Below are 20,469 nucleotides of genomic sequence, written 5' to 3' on the forward strand. Positions count from 1 at the left end.
GCGGCTTGGCCGATGAGTCCTCACACACGTTATTCTGTCGCTATCTTGACGGCGGCCTCGCTGGGGAAGGTGACTCCCTGCTCCTTGCGGGGTGATCTTGATCCCCGGCACCGGACCAACCGATCCCTTGAGCTTCCATGTACAGATGTATCCCGTGTCCTTGCTCCCATGGGCTGACGATGGTGGAAGCAAAGCGGCGCCGGCCCATAGCAGCGTTACAGCAATGGGCCGGCGCCGTGAGCAGCATCAACAGGAAGAGTCCGGACCCCTCCTCAGTGCGTCACCACTCAGTCACGAGTGAGTCGCCGATGCTTCGAGGCATGCGGACGAGCAGCCTCTGGTCCGAGGCGCTCGATCTTGTTGGCCTCGTAGTCGGCGAAGTTGCCCTCGAACCAGAACCAACGCGGCACACCGTCCTCGTCTTCACCCTCCCATGCCAGGATGTGAGTGGCAATGCGGTCGAGGAACCAACGGTCGTGGGAGACAACCACGGCGCATCCCGGAAACGCCAGCAGCGCATCCTCGAGACTCGAGAGGGTCTCGACGTCCAGGTCGTTGGTCGGCTCGTCAAGCAGAAGAACGTTGCCGCCCTGCTTGAGGGTCAGGGCCAGGTTCAGACGGTTGCGCTCACCGCCGGAGAGCACGCCGGACTTCTTCTGCTGGTCCGGTCCCTTGAAGCCGAAGCTCGCCACATAAGCACGGGAGGGCTCCTCGAAGTTGGCGACCTTGATGTAGTCCAGCCCGTCGGAGACGACCTCCCAGACGTTCTTCTCCGGGTCGATGCCAGTTCGGTTCTGGTCGACGTAGGAGAAACTGACCGTCTCGCCGACCTTGAGGGAGCCGGAATCGGCCTTCTCCAGTCCGACGATGGTCTTGAACAGGGTCGTCTTGCCGACACCGTTCGGACCAATCACGCCGACGATGCCGGCCCGCGGCAGGGTGAAGGACAGATCCTTGATCAGGACGCGATCGTCGAATCCCTTGGTGAGGTGGTTGGCCTCCAGCACGACATTGCCCAGACGCGGGCCCGGCGGGATGTTGATCTCGGCGGTGTCGATCTTGCGGTTACGCTCGGCCTCGGTGGCCAGCTCCTCGTAACGGGCCAGACGAGCCTTGTTCTTGGCCTGGCGAGCCTTCGGCGAGGAGCGCACCCACTCCAGCTCCTTCTCGAGGATCTTGGCGCGCTTGACGTCCTTCTTGCCCTCGATCTGGAGACGTTTGCGTTTGGTGTCCAGGTAGGTCGAGTAGTTGCCCTCGTACGGGTGCAGCTGACCGCGGTCGACCTCACAGATCCACTCGGCGACGTGGTCGAGGAAGTAGCGGTCGTGAGTGACGGCCAGGACAGCTCCTGGGTAGGACTTGAGGTGACCCTCGAGCCAGTTGACGGACTCCGCGTCCAGGTGGTTGGTGGGCTCATCGAGCAGCAGCAGGTCAGGCTGCTCGATGAGGAGCTTGCACAGGGCGACGCGCCGACGCTCCCCGCCGGAGAGCACATCGACCGGGGTGTCACCAGGCGGACACTGCAGGGCGTCCATCGCCTGCTCGAGGCGGGTGTCGATGTCCCAGGCGTTGGCGTTGTCGAGCTCGGTCTGCAGCTCGCCCATCTCGGCCATGAGGGCGTCGAAGTCGGCGTCGGGGTTGGCCATCTCGGCCGACACCTCCTCGAACCGCGCGAGCTTCGCCTTGATGTCGCCGACGGCCTCCTCGACGTTCTCGCGAACCGTCTTGTCCTCGGTGAGCGGAGGCTCCTGGAGCAGGATTCCGACCGTGGCTCCCTTGGCGAGGCTGGCGTCACCGTTGTTCGGCTTGTCGAGCCCAGCCATCAGCTTGAGCATCGTCGACTTGCCAGCGCCGTTCGGTCCGACAACACCAATCTTGGCGCCCGGGAAGAACGACAACGTGACATTGTCGAGAATGACCTTGTCACCCACCGCCTTTCGGACGTTGTGCATGGTGTAGATGAACTCGGCCATCGGCACTCCTCCAGAATCTGCGGGAACGGGGCGGCCGGCACTTCACCGACCGCTGCACAGTATGCCAGCCGTTGTAACGACTCCCGTCACCAACTCATTCCCGATGACTCACGTCGAGCTTCAGGACCCGACCAATTCGACGTCGTCGTCAACCACCTCAGTGTCCTCATCAATACCGTCGCCACCCACATCGTGGAATTCCTGGTAGCGCAGCACGCGATCGTCTCCCAGCGGCGCCTCGGCCCGCTTCTCGGGACGACGGCACAGCGCTGACACTCGAGACAGATCCGGCCCGACATTGTTCGCGACCACGATGAGTTGCTCGTGGGAGCCCTCGTCGTCAATCCAGTTACGGGTGCGCAGTCGTCCGGTCACCATGACGGGATCTCCTTTGTGCAGGGAGGCGGTGCAGTTGTCCGCAAGGCGCCCGTAGACATGGACCGACAGCCACGTCGTCGTCCCGTCGACCCACTCCCCCTGCCTCATGACGCGAGGGGTGTGGGCAACCCGGAATCGGGCTCCCCGCCAACCCTCACCAACCTTCATCTCGACGTCAGTTCCGAGATTTCCGGTGAATGACACGTTTGCGTCCATCTGTGAGCTCCTCTCCACTCATAGACAGTTATCGTCGGGACCCCGACAATCCGTCAGGCAATTTCAGATCTGTGGACAACTCCGACGACGCCTGCCGAGGGTTCTGTGGACAACTCGGGCCCGCCACTGACCCCGAGCCCAGATCAGGACGCCTTGGACAAGATCTTGACGACCTCGTCGTGGTGATCAAGCTCCGCATTGACCGGGTCGACGACCGATTGCCATGCGACCTCGGTGAGGTTGGCCCGCAATTCAGACCTGGCATGATGCGCAGCCGCCCGCGCCCCCGTCTGCACCCCGATCTGGCACAGCAGTGACACCACGATCCCCGCGATGGTACCTCCCACAACGATGAGGGGCGGCACCGGGACGTTGTGCCATCTCACCGGTGAAACGCGGAATTGGAAGTAGGCCATCAAGCCATCCACCAACCACCACGCTGCCCCAGCCACGACGATGACGATGAGGATCCACTGCACCACCGTCACCAATGTCCACCAGCCGGTACCGCGATGCACCCCCAAGTCCGTGGAAGCGACAGCTCGATCGATGCCGTCAGATAGGTCCTGGCGGTTCGACAGTGAGGCAGCCCGCACCGAGTCGGCCCACGAGCGAGGTAGTCCCTCGGACGCTTCCGAAGCCAAGGAACGCACTGCCGTGTCCACCTTGGCTCCTGCGACCCCGACCCGCGTCGTCATGGCACTTCGCTGCACATCGGTGGGTTCCGTCCCGCGCGACAGGTCCTTTTTCCTCCCCGGCACCAGGTCCAGGTGCAGTCGATGCAAAGGATCCTGGCGAATCTTCGACACCCAGGACGTCAGCGGCCAGCCAGTGGCGTAGTGGCCTCTCTTGCGGTAGGCCTCCCGGGTCGCCTCGACGACAGGATCGACACCTCCGGCGGTACACAATGCCTCGATCAACCCATTGACGGAGTCCTGACTCACCTGACCCGCCTCCTCACCTGTGGCCTCCAACAGTTGTTGACAGATGTTGTCGAGGTCAGCATGAAGACGTGCTGCCTGAGCCTTCTTGGCACGCACGGCGCGAGCTAAGGCGACGCGCATGTCTTCCACCCCCTCACCGGTGGTAGCCGAGATCGCCATGATCTTGGCCTTGTCCAGGCCTTCGGAATCCAGCAGACGACGCAGATCGCGCAGACAGTTCTTGCGCTGCTCCTTGTCAAGACGGTCGATCTGGTTGAGGACGACCGTCATGACCTCGCAGTGGGTCGCCAGCGGCGCCAGATAACGGGTGTGCAGAGCGGCGTCGGCATATTTCTGGGGATCCACGACCCACACGATCATGTCGACCATCTCGACGAGTCGGTCCACCTCCAGGCGATGCTCGAGTCGCACCGAGTCATGGTCGGGCAGGTCAAGCAGCACCAAACCGTCGAGGGCGTCGTCGCTACCCATGTGGTGTCGGTGCGGAATATCGAGCCAGTCCAGCAAGGGCTCAGCCGACGCGTTTCCCCACACCGCGGCCGTGGCTTTCGAGGTCGTGGGACGACGCACACCGGGATTGGCCAGTTCCGCACCGGCCAGTGCGTTGAAGGTTGATGACTTCCCTGATCCGGTGGCACCGGCGAGAGCTATGACGGTGTGATCGCCACCGATCCGGCAGCGTTGGTCAGCACGATCCAGAACCACACGGGCACGCTCGGACACGTCGTCGGGGATACGTCCAGCCGACAAATCCACCGCCTTGCCCAGCATCTCGATGCGCTCGGCAAGGTCGACGCGTCGTCTACTCATCGTTCCTCCTGACGAGGCTCAGGTTCCAAGACAACCGACGGTTCGACGATCTCGGCATCCAGGATGGGCATGTCAGCTCTCATCTGTCTGGGCTCAGAAGCCCCGAACGCCTCCACTTCCCGGGGCTGTGGACGGGTTCGAATCGTCACCTGGCCATCGCGGGATTCCGGCGCTTCCTGGGCCTGCCGCACCTCCTCGATCGAGGTGCGGATCCGAGTTGGCAGCTCCTCATCGACTCCCAACGATCCGAGCACGCCTTGGTAGCGCGCAACCTCTTTGGCGAGCAACCCCTCGACCCTGGCGTCAAGCTGATCCTTGGCAACCTTCGCCAAGCGTCGCACCGCATCGTCGCCGAAAAGGGCCTCGAGAAGCCGCTGGGCAACGATCGCCGACCCGCCCGCGATGCCTGCCTCGGCCCCGGACAGTCCACCGGTGTGGGCGAAGACGACGAGCATCAGTGCCACGGAAACCCCATTGACACCGAAAGCCATGAATCGGGCCTTGGACCGCTTGTCCATGCCTTCACCAGCGACCAGCTCCATGACGTCGCCCTGCCAGTCCCTCACCAAGCGGGAGACGGATTCCTCGAAATTCTGCGACGGGCGGGCCAGATCCTCGTCCGCTCGCTCCAGGACACTGCGACCGGCTGGGTCGGCATGCCACACCGCCTCGACTCGCTCACACCCAGCTTGGGTTTCCGCGACGATGAGGCTTTCAAGACCGGATTCCACCGCGACACTGACCTTCTCAACTTCCGGCGGTGCCCCCTTGAATGCCTGGACGACGCGGTCTCTGAACCACGAGACCTTCGCCTCCATGGCACGCATGAATTCGCCAGTTCCCACGAATTCGTGCCACCGTGCAAGCACCTCGCCTCGTAGTAGGGTGCCGTCGGCGGACTGTGTCGCAATCGATTGGGACGCCTCGGCCATGATCGACTGAGCATCCTCAGCCAGCCTGGACGTGGCGACTGCCTGGGCCTCCAGGCCGGCGGCGATGTAGGACGACCGTTCGCACACTGAGCTGATGGCCCCGGACAACGTCGACGCAATGACCTCACGTCGCTTCTGCTGGTCCTGGGCCAAGCTCGACAGGAAGAACCGTAGCGGCGCGACGGCCTGGTCGGGAAGGAGGCCATCGACATTGGTCTTGGTCTCCGGCACAGCGAAGAGCGGGGAATCGGCCAGCCCACGCTCGGTCATGAGACGCCCCAGGTCCGGCGGCACCTCCCTCATGGCCTCCGGCGGGACGCGGCCGCACACCACCGCCACCGAGGCATGCCGCTCCTGGGCCTCGTTGAGGAAGTCCCAGGGCACAGCGTCCGCGTAGCGGGCCGCCGAAGTGACGAAGACCCACAAATCCGCGGCCTGCAACAACTGGGAGGCCAGGTCGCGATTTCGCGCCACCACGGAATCGATGTCGGGGGCGTCCAAAATGGCCAGGCCCTTCGGAATCCCAGGCTCAGCGACCAGTTGGAGGCTCGAGGCATCGTTTCTGGCAACCCGGGAACGCACCAGAGTCGGCAGGACCCGGTCATCGTCGAACCACTCTGCGTCGTCGGGGTGGTGGACGAGAACCGGAGAGGTCGTGGTGGGACGAATGACGCCGGGACGTGTCACCACTCGTCCGACCAGAGAATTGACCAGAGTGGACTTTCCGGCGCCTGTCGACCCACCAACCACGGCAAGCAGCGGCGCGTCAATCGTCTCCAACCGAGGAAGAATGTAGTCGTTGAGCTGGTTGGCGATTCGACGAGCGAGCCCTGTCTGGGTGATGGCCTCGGGCAGGTCAAGAGGGAAATCAGCCTGACGCAGGTCATGCCGCAACTCAGTCAGCGACAGCAACATCTGCTCAGTGTTCATGGCGATCCTTCCTGGTCACTCGTCAGGCCTGTGGCGGTGCCCACTGCAACTCGTTGTTGACCGGCTGGCTCCGACGTCTCCGAAGGAATGCGGGCAGTCTCGGCTTGGACAGTCTGGCACCTCGGGCCACGGTGACAGCCATCGGACGCAGCAAGTTCATGTGCGTGATGAGTTGAATCTGGCGCGTACCCGGGTCGTCGTCCAATCCACGCACGACCGCATCACGCAGATAAGCCAGATCGGTGCCGGTACGCAAGAACTCCAGCGTGTGCCACCAGCGACGCAGCCCCTGACTGAGGGCCACCAGGGCCGCCCACTGACGACGCCGCAGAGCCGAGAGGGTGTCAGCGTCCGATTTCGGAAGCCACCCGGCCTTGACGTAGTCCTCGAGACGATTCCGGATCACCTTTCCTTCGCGCACCATGCGAATGATGACGAAGACCACGACGGAAGCAACGATCGCGAGGGCGACGTACCACAGGTTCTTCAGGGTCGCCATCGGCAGTACCGCGGAGAATCCGTTGAACAACATGTGCCCGAGCACTGCCATGACAAACCCTGTCGTCGGAGCCAAAACCCGCACCAGACGACTGCGTGATCGCAGCCCCAGGGCCAGACCGATGCCCGTCATGCTGGTGAACAGCGGATGCCCGAAGGATGTGTAAACGCCTCGCAGCATGACCAACTCCATGACGGCTTGTTTCGGGTCGCCAGCTGCCGCAGTGACGCGGGCGTAGTTGTCGGCCCGCGCGTAGTACATGATGTTCTCGACGAAGGCGAAGCCGATCGCCGAGAGCCCCGCCATGCTCACCGTCTGAACCACCGAGGTCATGCGTCTCCCCGTGACCACGGCCAGTCCGAAAAGCACCATGGCCTTGCACGACTCCTCGACGAGGGGAGCCGAGTACACCGCAGGACCTGCGCCCGAGGCTGGGTCAACCCCGCCCGTCACCGAAAGCATCCCGGCCATCCAGGTGTTGACGTGCATACTGACGTAGGTCGCTATGCATGCTCCCCAGCAGAAGCAGAGGAACCACACGTGAAGGTGTCGGGTTCTGAACCGGTCGATGAGGATGAAGATCGACGACCAGACGGCTGCCGTCGGCCATGCATAGTGGAAACCGAGCTTGAACGACCGGTTCGTGATACCCGGGACGACACCCTTCTGACCGTCACGCTCCACCACTGTGTCCGCGTGCATGATGACGTAGGTGTGAACCAAGAAGGCCACCGATGCCATCACCAGGACGAGCAACACCCAGAACCACGGGTTACGCAACAGACGTTGCCACCAGGGACGACGCACAACGGGTGCGGGGGCAACGTAGGACATGGTGGAAAGACTACCGGGCACACGGGACAGTTTCCGATGCGCCGATTCCTCGCCACGTGGAACACGGACGACCGACGGCGGCCCGGGTGGGAATCGAACCCACGCGCGACAGATTAGAAGGCTGCTGCTCTATCCGCTGAGCTACCGGGCCATGACCGACATCCTATCGGGGTCCGACCACCATGGCCCACTTTGTCCCAACCACGTTGCGAACAGGGCTGTCGGTTTCGTTGGACGTGCTGGTCTTTCTCCGCGATTGATTCAACGCGCACCGGGCCTCACTCCACCGGTAACGTGGTCGTCGATCATCGTTTCGGCTTCCTTGCCAACGTTGATGCGTCGCTGGGTCATGGCGCGGTAATTCCGCACATTCCGCTCACCGCGGTCCGTAACGGTGCATCTGCCGCCCTTGCTGCCGCAATCGCCACGCTCGTCAACGGCATGACCGGCGCCGTGCATCGCATCGCTCGGCACCAGTACCTGACGGTCGCCATTCCGTACCGGTACCGAGCTCGCGCGCTGCCCACCCTTGGTGGGGCGTTCCGGGTGGAATGGCTCCCCGGCATGATGGCCGGGTCGTGAATCCTGTGGGAATCCTCGATGACATGGGCGTACCTGACCTGGCCCCGGTCACCCCGACCTCACGAACGACGAGGCCCTCACCAGAATCTCGACCTCGAACCATCGGCATCATCGGTCTGGTCGGCAACTACTGGATGGCGCGCTGGCCCCCAACGGCAGGCAGTGAACGCACCGTCCGCATCAACCGCTGGAAGGTGTCATGTCGTCACCACCAACTAGTCTGTCGTGATGTGAAAGACATGTTGGTGTGGATCGATTGCGAGATGACCGGGCTCGACCTGGCCCACGACGGACTCATCGAGGTGGCCGCCTTGGTCACCGATGGCCAGCTCAACGTCCAGGGCGAGGGAGTGGACGTCATCATCAAGCCTGAGCCCGAGTGGCTCGGGCACATGAATGACTTCGTGCGCAACATGCACACCACGTCCGGACTCCTGGAGGAGCTCGACAGGGGGCTGACGATGGCTGAGGCTCAGGAACAGGTGCTCGACTACATCCGTACCCACGTCCCGCACGCAGGAAAAGCCCCACTGGCCGGAAACACCATCGGCACTGACCGTTCCTTCCTGGCCAAAGACATGCCGGAGCTGGAGTCCTACGTGCACTACCGCAACGTTGACGTCTCCTCCATCAAGGAGCTGGCACGACGCTGGTATCCGCGAGCCTTCGGCCACACACCGGAGAAGCAGGGCAACCATCGCGCTCTTGCCGACATCCAGGAGTCCATCGAGGAGCTCATGTACTGGCGCGAGGCGCTCATGGTTCCTGTCCCTGGCCCGGATGCCAACCGTTGTGACGAGATCGCGGCGAAGTACCAGGGCTTCCTCACCGGAGCAGGTAGGGACTGACGCCGACGACGGGGCGGGCGAGTTGCATTCTCGCTCCCGAACCCGGTACTCTCCTCGGGTTGCCTGGTGAAGGCGCATGGTGGCTATAGCTCAGTCGGTAGAGCACCTGGTTGTGGTCCAGGGGGTCGCGGGTTCAAGTCCCGTTAGCCACCCCAGTTCTTTTGCAAAGGGGCGACCCCTTACCATCCCGGGAGGACCATGTCGCTCTGAAGATTCCCGAACCCTCACCGTCGTTCCGTTGTGGAATAGGGTCTATCCCCCAGGCGTGACGTCTCAGGGCAAGAAGGACGGCGGGGACGGCTTCGCCCCTGCGATCATTTGAATTGAGCTCGGCGTCCGCACATCTTCGTGCACGGTCTTGTCAGCCAACACCGTTGCGTCACGGTCACAGGTGAAGACGTTGACACCAGAGCAGCTGTCGCCGTCATCAACTCCTCACAGAACAAGGCTGACTCCGGCGGTCTCCAGAGTCCTGAAGACTGAGCAGTCGTTGCACAATGCGAGATGGCCTCCTGGACCTGGCCCCTGCTGGGGCAACAATGCTCCCCATGAATCGCGAGAACCACGATGTGGCTGGCGACATGCAGCATCTACGTCGCAGCCTGAGTAGCCGCCACATTCAGCTCATCGCCATCGGTGGCGCAATCGGAACCGGCCTGTTCATGGGATCCGGAAAGTCCATCAACGCCTCGGGCCCGAGCATCGTGGTTGCCTATGTCGTGATCGGCGCAATGCTCTTCTTCGTCATGAGGGCCATGGGCGAGTTGTTGCTACACAACCTGCAATGGAAGTCCTTCCAAGATTTCGCCGCCGATCTTCTGGGCCCCTGGGCGGGGTTCTTCCTCGGCTGGACGTACTGGTTGTGCTGGGTCGTCACGGGTATGGCTGACGTCATCGCCATCACCTCGTACTGGGGTTACTGGGCCCATGACCAACTGTGGGCCTTCATCCTCACCGCGGCCACCTTGCTTGTCCTGCTGGTTCTCAACCTGCTGACGGTGAAGCTCTTCGGCGAGCTTGAGTTCTGGTTTGCTCTCATCAAGATTGTCGCGATCGCCATTCTCATCGTCGTGGCGGTGGCGCTCATCATCATGGGATTCACCTCGTCGCGCGGGTACAAGGCTTCGGTGTCGAACCTGTGGATCCATGGCGGATTCGCCCCGAAGGGCTGGAGTGGGTTCTTCGGCGGCTTCCAGATCGCTGTTTTCGCCTATGTCGGCATCGAGCTGGTCGGTACCACCTCCGCGGAGACCCGTGACCCTCGAAAGACGATGCCCAAGGCCATCAACGCCGTCCCGGTACGAGTCTTGGTGTTCTACGTGGCAGCGCTGCTTGCCATGACGTGCGTCACCCCGTGGAACCTCATCCAGAAGGACTCCTCCCCGTTCGTCCAGATGTTCGGACTCATCGATTTCACCGCAGCTGCCGGCATCATGAACTTCGTCGTGCTGACCTCGGCAGCATCCAGCGCCAACTCCAGGGTCTACTCGACCTCCCGGATGGTCTACGGCCTCGCTCACAAGGGCATGGCAACGAGGGCCTTCGGCAGGCTCACCCGCCATGGCGTCCCCGGTTGGGGCCTGGTGTGCACCGTCATCCTCATCGGTTCGGCCCTCATCCTCGCCGCGAAGGACTCGGTGATGAGTGCGTTCACCCTGGTCACGACGGTCTCCTCAGCGCTGTTCATCTTCGTGTGGAGCATGATCCTCGTCAGCTACATCGTGCATGTGCGTCGTAACCCACAGGCTCATGCCGAGTCGATCTACCCAATGCCCGGCGCGCATGTCATGCCATGGGTTGTGCTGGCCTCCTTCATCTTTGTCCTTGTCCTTCTGGCTGGGGCTGACGACACCCTCCAAGCTCTCCTCGCCACCCCGGTGTGGTTCATCGCGCTCGCCGTCGCCTGGGCGATCGTGCGTCGTCGCTCCCACCGAGACGACGTGGCAGATGCCCTCACGACTGGCGACTGACACTTCTACCCCGGTCGGGCCGTGGGCACTACACATCGAAGGGGTGAATCATGTCCGAGGAGGACGCCACCGGTGGGTCAACAGCACGCCACGTTGGCAGCCACTACGTCGTCGACGAGCGCGAAATCCTGATGTCCGTCGATGACGACTCGGCCGTCCGAGTGACGGACATGGTCACTGAGTCCTCCACCTTCGCCATCGTCATGGAACTGGTAGACGGCTCCGACCTCGGCTCGCGCACCGGCCCAGATCACCTTTCCCCGCCGGTGCCGCCGAATCGTCCCTCAAACTTCTCCGTCAGTGCGCAAGATCCACGGGCCGGGAAGTCTCACCCGTTCTTCTGTCATGTCGTCGGTGAATACGTCGATTGTAGTAGCCAGGACCACGAGGTGTATCTCATCATTCCGCGTTGACCTTCCTGGTTACTGACGACAATGGAAAGGCTGTGAAACAATCCGACCATGAGACGCCGAACAATCATCGCAGCCGGTTTGAGTGCGCCATTGGCTGGATGCGTTTCACAAACCGACTCCCCAGCCCAACCGCCCTCCTCCGCGCCCATGATGTCGTCGTCCCCATCTGACACGCCGACTCCAACCCCGCCCTCGGCCAGTCTCACCCCCAGCCCTACCCAGTTGGCAGCCCCGATGGAAAAGGTGACCCCGATCCCCATGGATCCACGGGCCACCCGCATCGTGTCGGACATGTCGGTCGCGGAGCGTGCCGGTCAATGCATTCTCGTCGGGGTGGTTCCCTCGGACTCTCCCGAGTACATCGCCAATCTCATTGACGCCAAGTGTCTTGCCGGCATCTTCATTCTTGGTCACTGGACCAAGAAGTCCAAACTTCACGCCATGCTTGACGCCGTCAATGGCGTCAGTCCGCATGACATCAAGCCCATCGTCGCGACTGACCATGAGGGCGGCGAGATTCAGAACATCCAGGTTCCGGGAGTCGACCGGCTGCCGAGCCAGGAAGCTCTGACTCGGATGTCTCCGGCGAAGGCCCAGTCCGTGGTGACGAGGAGCGCCCAACAGCTCGCTGACCTCGGCGTCCACATGATCTTCTCCCCCGTCGCTGACGTCATTGATTCTGATCTTGGTGCCAGGAACAAGCCGATCGCCAAGCACCATCGCGGTTTCGGTACCGATCCTCAGACCTGTGGCAGGTACGCGGCCTCCGTCGTCACAGGGCATCGCAAGGCCGGGATCATCTCGACCGTCAAACATTTTCCCGGAATTGGTCGCATCGTCGAGGACACCGATTTCAAACCCACTGGAATTACCGACGAGAAGACGACTCGCCATGACCCATGTCTCGAATCGTTCCGAATGGCATTCAATGCCAGGGCCGAAGCTGTCATGATCTCCTCGGCGTACTACTCAAAGATCGATCCGGGGACTCTCGGGTTGTTCTCGTCCAAGATCATGAATGACATGCTTCGCAAGGACTTCGAATATCAAGGACTCATCGTCTCCGATGACCTGGGCAGTTCAGTTTCGGTGTTCTCGGTCGACGGCGGACACCGAGCAAGCAAATTCGTGTCTGCCGGCGGTGATCTGGCAATTACTGCCGATCCAGGTCTGGCAGGCCCCATGGTTCGCGCGTTGACGTCGATGGCGGCGTCCTCGTCGGGCAAGAAGCGTCTCGATGACGCTGCTCGCCATGTCATCAACGTCAAATTGGCACATTCACTGACGAAGTGAGGGGAGAATGAGTCGTGGCTGACGATGGATTCCAAGAGGGGAAACACCCCGACGATTCACACTCTGACGACAACGAAACCGAGCTGACCCCTGATCAGCCCGATTCGGATACTGGCCCGGGACAGGGTTACGAACCCACCCAGGAGCTGCCAGAGGACCTTGAGTTCTCGATCGAGCCGGACGGTTCACAATCCCCCTACGCCGATCAGCAGTATCCGCAGCCCGGTGACTCCCAGAACGACCAGTACCCGCAAGGCTGGAGCTACTATCAGCCGGACGGCTACGCGTACCCGCAGAATCCGAATCAATACCCACAGGGCTGGAACCAGTACCCGCAGGTCGGCGATGGCTGGGGCGCCCAAGACGCCGCGGCCGGATGGGGCCCCCAGACAGGCCAGTATGCCGACTTGAACGGCCAGTACCCCCAGCAAGGATGGGACCCCGCACAATATCCGCAACAGGGCCGGCAAGGTCAGCAAGGTTGGGGTCAGCAGGGTCAGGGGCAGCAGCCCGGCCAACAGGACTGGACCCTTGGTTACCCTCAAGGAGAATGGCAAACGCCCCAGAATCAGCACGGATGGGGTGAGCAGCAGGAATGGAACGCGAACCAGAACCCCCAGGGTTGGGATCCACATCAGCATCAACAGGGCTGGGATCCCAATCAGAACCCACAGGGCTGGGACCAGCAGCACCACTGGGAAGGCGCTGAGCCTGCGGGGAACTGGAATGACGCGAACTTCCAGGACCAACAACAGCTTGGCGACAGCCAACAGTTCAGACCGGGGACTGGCAACGAATGGAACCAGCAAGTAGGAGTTGACCAGAATGGCCGAGCCTACGATTACGGACAGGTCTACGGTCTTCAGGCCGACTATGGGCCTGACCTTTGTGCAGGACCAGCCGGTGCCTCGGCCAATGACCGTCCGAACGTCAGTGAGTCAGTGGGCGGCATTCCCTTCAGCGACGAGCCCCAGCCACAGCGCAAGAGCCAGTACTGGATCATTGCCGTCGCCGCGGTCCTCGTCGTCGCGCTGGGAGTTGGTCTGTTCCACTTCCTCAAGACCAACGATGATGCGACGAAGGCAGTTCCCGCGCCGACGCCCAAGACCCAGACCCCCGAGGTCACAGTCACCTCGACGTTGACGGCCACCGCATCATCGACTGCCTCGACACCGGCCACACCGATGCCGAAGGTTGCCAACAATGCGTCGGTCACCCCGACCCCGGATCTTGTCAGGCAGCTCTTCAACGCGCCCGACGCCCAGGTCCAGTGGGTCTCCTTGGCTGCTGACGGGCAGAACGCCGCTGTGGCCTATGCGCCTAGTTTCAACATCAATGGGAAGTCCGCTGGCCCCGATGGTGGCCACCTCGTCATGAGGAAGAACAAGGACCATTGGGAGCCTCTCCCCCAAGGCGGGGTCATCACTGACGACAACGACTGCGACGCCATGCTCAAGACGTTGGGAAACAAGGCTGCCGTTGCTACCAGCCAGGTCATGAACAACAAGCAGTGCGATGCAGCAATCGTCTATGACCTGGCGGTGAATAGCCCGATCCGACTCGGCAAGATGGCCGGTGTCGGGCCCCTCAACCTCGACAAGGCGACGTCGGAGCTCGCCGCCACGATCCATGTCATCCCTGACGGCGTCAGCGATGGTTGTGCCCGCAACACCCCGGTGTATGCCCGTTACAGCGGCTTCCTCGGCGGAGTGTGGACCAGCGGCGGAAATGTCCAGGCTTACCTGTTCGTTGGTGGCACCAACGCCAGCTCGAACGGAGCACGAATCGGCATCTCGGAGGCGCAACTGCGGTCCGACTACTCCAAGCTCAAGCTGACCGACGTCACCTCGGACTTCAGTGGAATGGGCTATGAGAAGGCCCTTGCATTCTCCAACGATGGCAAGGAAGTCGATTATCTCCTCACTGGCGGAAAAGTCGTTGCCTACATGATTAGGAACTCCGATTTCAGCCCGACATCTTGCTGACAGCCCTTTCAAGACTGACGTGGCCCCTCTTGGAGAGGGGCCACGTCTTCATATAGTCATGTCATACTAATGCTGTCACCTCTCATGTCCGCTCCCGGGCTCGCTGGACCTTCATGAGTGCGGAGGTGTCGGCACGTAACCGTGGCAAAGACGTGAAGCCATGTCCCAGCCATCGTGAGACGCAGGCGCGCCTTGGCGATCCCTCGTGGAACGCGCACGCCTCTACCCTCATAGCATCGAGCACGACATTGTCGCACGCACCCGTCAAATCAGGCCTGGTAGGTCGCGAAGGTCCCGGGCCTCCCGGGCTTCGGCACAACGGCAATATGTTGGGGGAGTTGTATGTGTTGGTGTGGGGGCGCATAGAAAAGAAAAGGAAAGGAAAGGAAAAAAGACTGAGGGTGTGGGGAAGAATCATATTCTTCCCCACACCCTCTGTTTTTCATGAAATGAATTGAGTCCGGCAGTGTCTTACTCTCCCACATGATCCCTCATGCAGTACCATCAGCGCTGGAAGGCTTAACTACCGGGTTCGGTATGGGACCGGGTGTTTCCCTTCCGCCATGACCACCGGAAAACTATGGGGCCAGTCAGGCTTGGCGCAACCCCGCGTGGGGGCTGGGAGCCGTACAGTGGATGCGACACAACACCATTCTTGACGTCTCAAAACAGAATGTGTAAGTCCTCGGTCTATTAGTACCAGTCAGCTCCACACCTTACGATGCGTCCACGCCTGGCCTATCAACCCGGTCGTCTACCGGAGACCTTACCAGAAACCTGTAGGAACCCTCATCTTGAAGCATGCTTCCCGCTTAGATGCTTTCAGCGGTTATCACGACCCGACGTAGCCAACCAGCCATGCTCTTGGCAGAACAACTGGCACACCAGAGGTCAGTCCGTCCCGGTCCTCTCGTACTAAGGACAGCCCTTCTCAAGATTCCTCCGCGCGCAGCGGATAGGGACCGAACTGTCTCACGACGTTCTGAACCCAGCTCGCGTGCCGCTTTAATGGGCGAACAGCCCAACCCTTGGGACCGACTCCAGCCCCAGGATGCGACGAGCCGACATCGAGGTGCCAAACCATGCCGTCGCTATGAGCGCTCGGGCAAGATCAGCCTGTTATCCCCGGGGTACCTTTTATCCGTTGAGTGACGGCGCGTCCACAAGCCACCGTCAGATCACTAGTCCCGACTTTCGTCCCTGCTCGACCTGTCAGTCTCACAGTCAAGCCCCCTTGTGCACTTACACTCACCACCTGATTACCAACCAGGATGAGGGAACCTTTGGGCGCCTCCGTTACCTTTTAGGAGGCGACCGCCCCAGTCAAACTACCCATCAGGCACTGTCCCTGAACCGGATCACGGCCCAAAGTGAGATAACCAGAACGACCAGAGTGGTATTTCAACAATGACTCCACAACCACTGGCGTGGCCACTTCACAGTCTCCCACCTATCCTACACAAGTCGTCCCAATCACCAATACCAAACTATAGTAAAGGTCCCGGGGTCTTTCCGTCCTGCTGCGCGTAACGAGCATCTTTACTCGTAATGCAATTTCACCGAGTTCATGGTGGAGACAGTAGGGAAATCGTTACTCCATTCGTGCAGGTCGGAACTTACCCGACAAGGAATTTCGCTACCTTAGGATGGTTATAGTTACCACCGCCGTTTACTGGGGCTTAAGTTCACCGCTTCGCACACGCTAACAGTTCCCCTTAACCTTCCAGCACCGGGCAGGAGTCAGTCCGTATACATCGTCTTACGACTTCGCACGGACCTGTGTTTTTGGTAAACAGTCGTTTCCCCCTGGTCTCTGCGCCCCTCACCGCAACCACCAGCACGTGGCAGCAACAGCTCAGGTCCCCCTTATCCCGAAGTTACGAGGGCATTTTGCCGAGTTCCTTCACCATGATGATCTCGATCGCCTCGGTATACTCTACCTATCCACCAGTGTCGGTTTAGGGTACGGGCGGACCAGCCACCTCGCTCACGAAGCTTTTCTCGACAGTACAGGATCACTCACTCACCCACACACATGGGCTCGCCATCATGCCTCAACCACACACCCGGCGGATTTACCTACCAGACGGTCCACACATTTAGCCCCGGACAACCATCGCCGGGGATGAGCTACCTCCCTGCGTCCCTCCGCAGCTTGCCTACTACATGATCGGTTCACACACTCACCACACCACCACAACATCAACGATGCCACAATGGCAGGCTCGCACGCTTAGCATCACACACCTCGACACGAACGGTGACAAGCCGGTACCAGAATATCAACTGGTTATCCATCGACTACGCCTGTCGGCCTCGCCTTAGGTCCCGACTCACCCAGGGCAGATTAACTTGACCCTGGAACCCTTGGATAATCGGCGGACGGGTTTCCCACCCGTCATTCGCTACTCATGCCTGCATTCTCACTCCCGCACAATCCACCACACGGTCACCCGGCAGCTTCACCTCACACAGGACGCTCCCCTACCCAAACCCACACAGGGTCTGCCACAGCTTCGGCGGATAACTTAAGCCCCGCTACATTGTCGGCGCGGAATCACTTGACCAGTGAGCTATTACGCACTCTTTCAAGGATGGCTGCTTCCAAGCCAACCTCCTGGCTGTCTACGCAACTCCACATCCTTTTCCACTGAGTCACCACTTAGGGGCCTTAGCTGATGATCTGGGCTGTTTCCCTCTCGACGACGAAGCTTATCCCCCGCCGTCTCACTGCCACGCTCACACTTGCCGGCATTCGGAGTTTGGCTGATTTCGGTAAGCTGATAGGCCCCCTAGACCATCCAGTGCTCTACCTCCGACAAGAACCACGCAACGCTGCACCTAAATGCATTTCGGGGAGAACCAGCTATCACGGTGTTTGATTGGCCTTTCACCCCTATCCACAACTCATCCCCTCCATTTTCAACTGAAGTGGGTTCGGACCTCCACGACGTCTTACCGACGCTTCATCCTGGCCATGGATAGATCACACCGCTTCGGGTCTAGAACACGCGACTAGCGCCCTTATCGGACTCGCTTTCGCTACGACTCCCCCACACAGGTTAACCTCGCCACGCATCACTAACTCGCAGGCTCATTCTTCAAAAGGCACGCCATCACCCCACAAGGCTCTGACGGCTTGTATGCGACCGGTTTCAGGTACTATTTCACTCCCCTCCCGGGGTACTTTTCACCATTCCCTCACGGTACTCATCCACTATCGGTCACCAAGGAGTATTTAGGCTTGACGAGTGGTCCCGCCAGATTCACGCAAAATTCCACGAGTTCCACGCTACTTGGGGCAACCCTCACCAGTGCCACGCTTACAGTTACGGGACTCTCACCCACTCCGGTACGCCTTCCCAGACGCTTCACCTTCACGCAACATTTATCACTGGCCGATCCTGCGGCAGCAGAACCCAAAGGCCCCCACAACCCCGCACATGCAACACCTGCCGGCTTGAACACACACACGGTTTGGCCTCCTCCGCTTTCGCTCGCCACTACTCACGGAATCACAATTGTTTTCTCTTCCTACGGGTACTAAGATGTTTCACTTCCCCGCGTTACCTCCCACACCCCTATACATTCAGGGCAGGGCCACCGGACACTACTCCGGACATTCCAGGTTTCCCCATTCGGACACCCCCGGATCACAGCTCGTTTACCAACTCCCCAGGGCTTATCGCAGGTTACAACGTCCTTCATCGGCTCTTGGTGCCAAGGCATCCACCGATCGCACTACACAACTTACACAACACAAAACACAAAAATAATAAGATGCTCGCATCCACTATACAGTTCTCAACCACCACACGAATCAACACCACACCCACCACACAGCAGACGCAGCATCACCGCACCAGGCCACCACACACAGTGTGATACCCCAGAACCCCAACAGCATGCCTAAGACCCTGCCACAACACACAGGACGCCAATACTCCACAAGAAGCCAACCCATCCACCAACGCCCCACACGAGACGCACTGAATGAGCCCTTACAAAACGCTCCTTAGAAAGGAGGTGATCCAGCCGCACCTTCCGGTACGGCTACCTTGTTACGACTTAGTCCTAATCACCAGTCCCACCTTCGACGACTCCCCCACACAACGTGTTAGGCCACCGGCTTCGGGTGTTACCGACTTTCATGACTTGACGGGCGGTGTGTACAAGCCCCGGGAACGTATTCACCGCAGCGTTGCTGATCTGCGATTACTAGCGACTCCGACTTCATGAGGTCGAGTTGCAGACCCCAATCCGAACTGAGACCGGCTTTCCGAGATCCGCTCACCCTCACAGGCTCGCAACTCTTTGTACCGGCCATTGTAGCATGCGTGAAGCCCTGGACATAAGGGGCATGATGACTTGACGTCATCCCCACCTTCCTCCGAGTTGACCCCGGCGGTCTCCACTGAGTCCCCACCATAACGTGCTGGCAACAGTGAACGAGGGTTGCGCTCGTTGCGGGACTTAACCCAACATCTCACGACACGAGCTGACGACAGCCATGCACCACCTGTGAACCAGCCCCACAAGGAGGCGCACCCATCTCTGAGCACTCCCAGTCCATGTCAAACCCAGGTAAGGTTCTTCGCGTTGCATCGAATTAATCCGCATGCTCCGCCGCTTGTGCGGGGCCCCGTCAATTCCTTTGAGTTTTAGCCTTGCGGCCGTACTCCCCAGGCGGGGTACTTAATGCGTTAGCTACGGCACGGAATCCGTGGAATGGACCCCACACCTAGTACCCACCGTTTACAGCGTGGACTACCAGGGTATCTAAGCCTGTTCGCTCCCCACGCTTTCGCTCCTCAGCGTCAGGAAAGGTCCAGAGAACCGCCTTCGCCACTGGTGTTCCTCCTGATATCTGCGCATTCCACCGCTCCACCAGGAATTCCATTCTCCCCTACCTTCCTCAAGTCAACCCGTATCGAAAGCACGCTCAGGGTTAAGCCCCAAGTTTCCACTTCCGACGCGATCAACCACCTACGAGCCCTTTACGCCCAATAAATCCGGACAACGCTCGCACCCTACGTATCACCGCGGCTGCTGGCACGTAGTTAGCCGGTGCTTCTTCTACAGGTACCGTCACACAAGCTTCGTCCCTGCTGAAAGCGGTTTACAACCCGAAGGCCGTCATCCCGCACGCGGCGTTGCTGCATCAGGCTTGCGCCCATTGTGCAATATTCCCCACTGCTGCCTCCCGTAGGAGTCTGGGCCGTATCTCAGTCCCAATGTGGCCGGTCACCCTCTCAGGCCGGCTACCCGTCACCGCCTTGGTAGGCCACTACCCCACCAACAAACTGATAGGCCGCGAGCCCATCCACAACCACCGAAGCTTTCCAACCCCCACCATGCAGCAGGAGCACATATCCAGTATTAGCACCAGTTTCCCAGCGTTATCCCAAAGTTGTGGGCAGGTTACTCACGTGTTACTCACCCGTTCGCCACTCGAGTACCCCAAAAAGAGGCCTTTCCGTACGACTTGCATGTGTTAAGCACGCCGCCAGCGTTCGTCCTGAGCCAGGATCAAACTCTCCAATGAAAAAATATCACCCACCCCACACCACACAGGCACAGGGCAACGGTGTCAACATGAAGAATCCAAAACACTAACCCCAAACACTGACCAAAAAATCCAGTCCATGTCCAGAATCACAAAGGAATCCATAAACAAATCCGACACACCAAAAAGATGCATCAAAAAATCATTGACTATCAAAGACACACTGTTGAGTTCTCAAACATCACACCCACAGAACAACCCCACCAACAAGCAGGACCACCCCAAGGCGACCCGACCAACCCTACCACACCAAGCCCCGACACACAAAACCGAGACCAACCAGCAGAACCAGCCAC

10 protein-coding genes, 2 tRNA genes, 3 rRNA genes and 2 pseudogenes are annotated in these 20,469 nt (G+C 60.3%); 8 read left to right on the top strand and 9 right to left on the bottom strand.

The window, feature by feature from the left end; genetic code table 11:
* Nucleotides 1-287: 287 nt before the first annotated feature.
* From ettA to ACSJJT_RS10120, 6 genes are all read right to left on the bottom strand, one after another.
* Nucleotides 288-1,973 (bottom strand): energy-dependent translational throttle protein EttA, encoded by a 1,686-nt coding sequence (ettA, locus tag ACSJJT_RS10095; RefSeq protein ID WP_435918147.1) that lies wholly within the window; start codon nt 1,971-1,973, stop codon nt 288-290.
* Nucleotides 1,974-2,093: 120 nt separating this feature from the next.
* Nucleotides 2,094-2,567 carry a single-stranded DNA-binding protein gene (locus ACSJJT_RS10100; RefSeq protein WP_435918148.1) on the bottom strand — a complete coding sequence of 158 codons (474 nt, stop codon included), beginning with the start codon at nt 2,565-2,567 and terminating at the stop codon, nt 2,094-2,096.
* Nucleotides 2,568-2,710: 143 nt separating this feature from the next.
* The gene (locus tag ACSJJT_RS10105) at nt 2,711-4,321 is read right to left on the bottom strand and encodes a YfjP family GTPase (protein WP_435918149.1); all 1,611 of its coding nucleotides are present in this window, start codon (nt 4,319-4,321) and stop codon (nt 2,711-2,713) included.
* A complete protein-coding gene (locus ACSJJT_RS10110) occupies nt 4,318-6,183 on the bottom strand; it encodes a dynamin family protein (RefSeq protein WP_435918150.1) in 1,866 nt (621 codons plus the stop codon). Before ACSJJT_RS10110 ends, ACSJJT_RS10105 begins: the two co-directional genes overlap by 4 nt.
* A gap of 22 nt (nt 6,184-6,205) precedes the next feature.
* The gene (locus tag ACSJJT_RS10115; protein WP_435918151.1) at nt 6,206-7,516 is read right to left on the bottom strand and encodes a PrsW family intramembrane metalloprotease; all 1,311 of its coding nucleotides are present in this window, start codon (nt 7,514-7,516) and stop codon (nt 6,206-6,208) included.
* 78 nt (nt 7,517-7,594) lie between these two features.
* Nucleotides 7,595-7,667, bottom strand: a tRNA-Arg gene (locus tag ACSJJT_RS10120).
* Nucleotides 7,668-7,771: 104 nt separating this feature from the next.
* Here ACSJJT_RS10120 and ACSJJT_RS10125 point away from each other — a divergent pair.
* From ACSJJT_RS10125 to ACSJJT_RS10155, 7 genes and pseudogenes are all read left to right on the top strand, one after another.
* Nucleotides 7,772-8,095 (top strand): annotated as a pseudogene (locus ACSJJT_RS10125) (MFS transporter); the annotation flags it as partial.
* A 242-nt stretch (nt 8,096-8,337) separates the two neighbouring features.
* Nucleotides 8,338-8,946, top strand: coding sequence for an oligoribonuclease (gene orn, locus ACSJJT_RS10130; RefSeq protein ID WP_435918176.1), 609 nt, complete (start codon nt 8,338-8,340; stop codon nt 8,944-8,946).
* A gap of 79 nt (nt 8,947-9,025) precedes the next feature.
* Nucleotides 9,026-9,101: transfer RNA gene (locus ACSJJT_RS10135), tRNA-His, on the top strand.
* A 384-nt stretch (nt 9,102-9,485) separates the two neighbouring features.
* The gene (locus ACSJJT_RS10140; RefSeq protein WP_435918152.1) at nt 9,486-10,916 is read left to right on the top strand and encodes an amino acid permease; all 1,431 of its coding nucleotides are present in this window, start codon (nt 9,486-9,488) and stop codon (nt 10,914-10,916) included.
* Between the two features lie 50 nt (nt 10,917-10,966).
* Nucleotides 10,967-11,170: pseudogene (locus ACSJJT_RS10145) on the top strand (serine/threonine-protein kinase); the annotation flags it as partial.
* Nucleotides 11,171-11,587: 417 nt separating this feature from the next.
* Nucleotides 11,588-12,622, top strand: a complete 1,035-nt coding sequence (locus tag ACSJJT_RS10150) for a glycoside hydrolase family 3 N-terminal domain-containing protein (protein WP_435918177.1) — start codon at nt 11,588-11,590, stop codon at nt 12,620-12,622.
* A 407-nt stretch (nt 12,623-13,029) separates the two neighbouring features.
* The gene (locus tag ACSJJT_RS10155) at nt 13,030-14,607 is read left to right on the top strand and encodes a hypothetical protein (protein ID WP_435918178.1); all 1,578 of its coding nucleotides are present in this window, start codon (nt 13,030-13,032) and stop codon (nt 14,605-14,607) included.
* A 458-nt stretch (nt 14,608-15,065) separates the two neighbouring features.
* On the opposite strand, the gene rrf is transcribed toward ACSJJT_RS10155, so the two are convergent.
* From rrf to ACSJJT_RS10170, 3 genes are all read right to left on the bottom strand, one after another.
* Nucleotides 15,066-15,182, bottom strand: a 5S ribosomal RNA gene (gene rrf, locus ACSJJT_RS10160).
* Between the two features lie 98 nt (nt 15,183-15,280).
* Nucleotides 15,281-18,363: ribosomal RNA gene (locus ACSJJT_RS10165) — 23S ribosomal RNA — on the bottom strand.
* Nucleotides 18,364-18,626: 263 nt separating this feature from the next.
* Nucleotides 18,627-20,152, bottom strand: a 16S ribosomal RNA gene (locus tag ACSJJT_RS10170).
* The 16S, 23S and 5S rRNA genes sit together here, the layout of an rRNA operon.
* Nucleotides 20,153-20,252: 100 nt before the next feature.
* On the opposite strand from ACSJJT_RS10170, the gene ACSJJT_RS10175 reads away from it, so the two are divergent.
* On the top strand, nt 20,253-20,469 hold a 217-nt coding region (locus ACSJJT_RS10175), incomplete at its 3' end, for a hypothetical protein (protein ID WP_435916370.1).

It is taken from the genome of Cutibacterium nasicola (genome assembly GCF_051303185.1).
In the GTDB taxonomy this organism is placed as follows: Bacteria; Actinomycetota; Actinomycetes; order Propionibacteriales; family Propionibacteriaceae; genus Cutibacterium.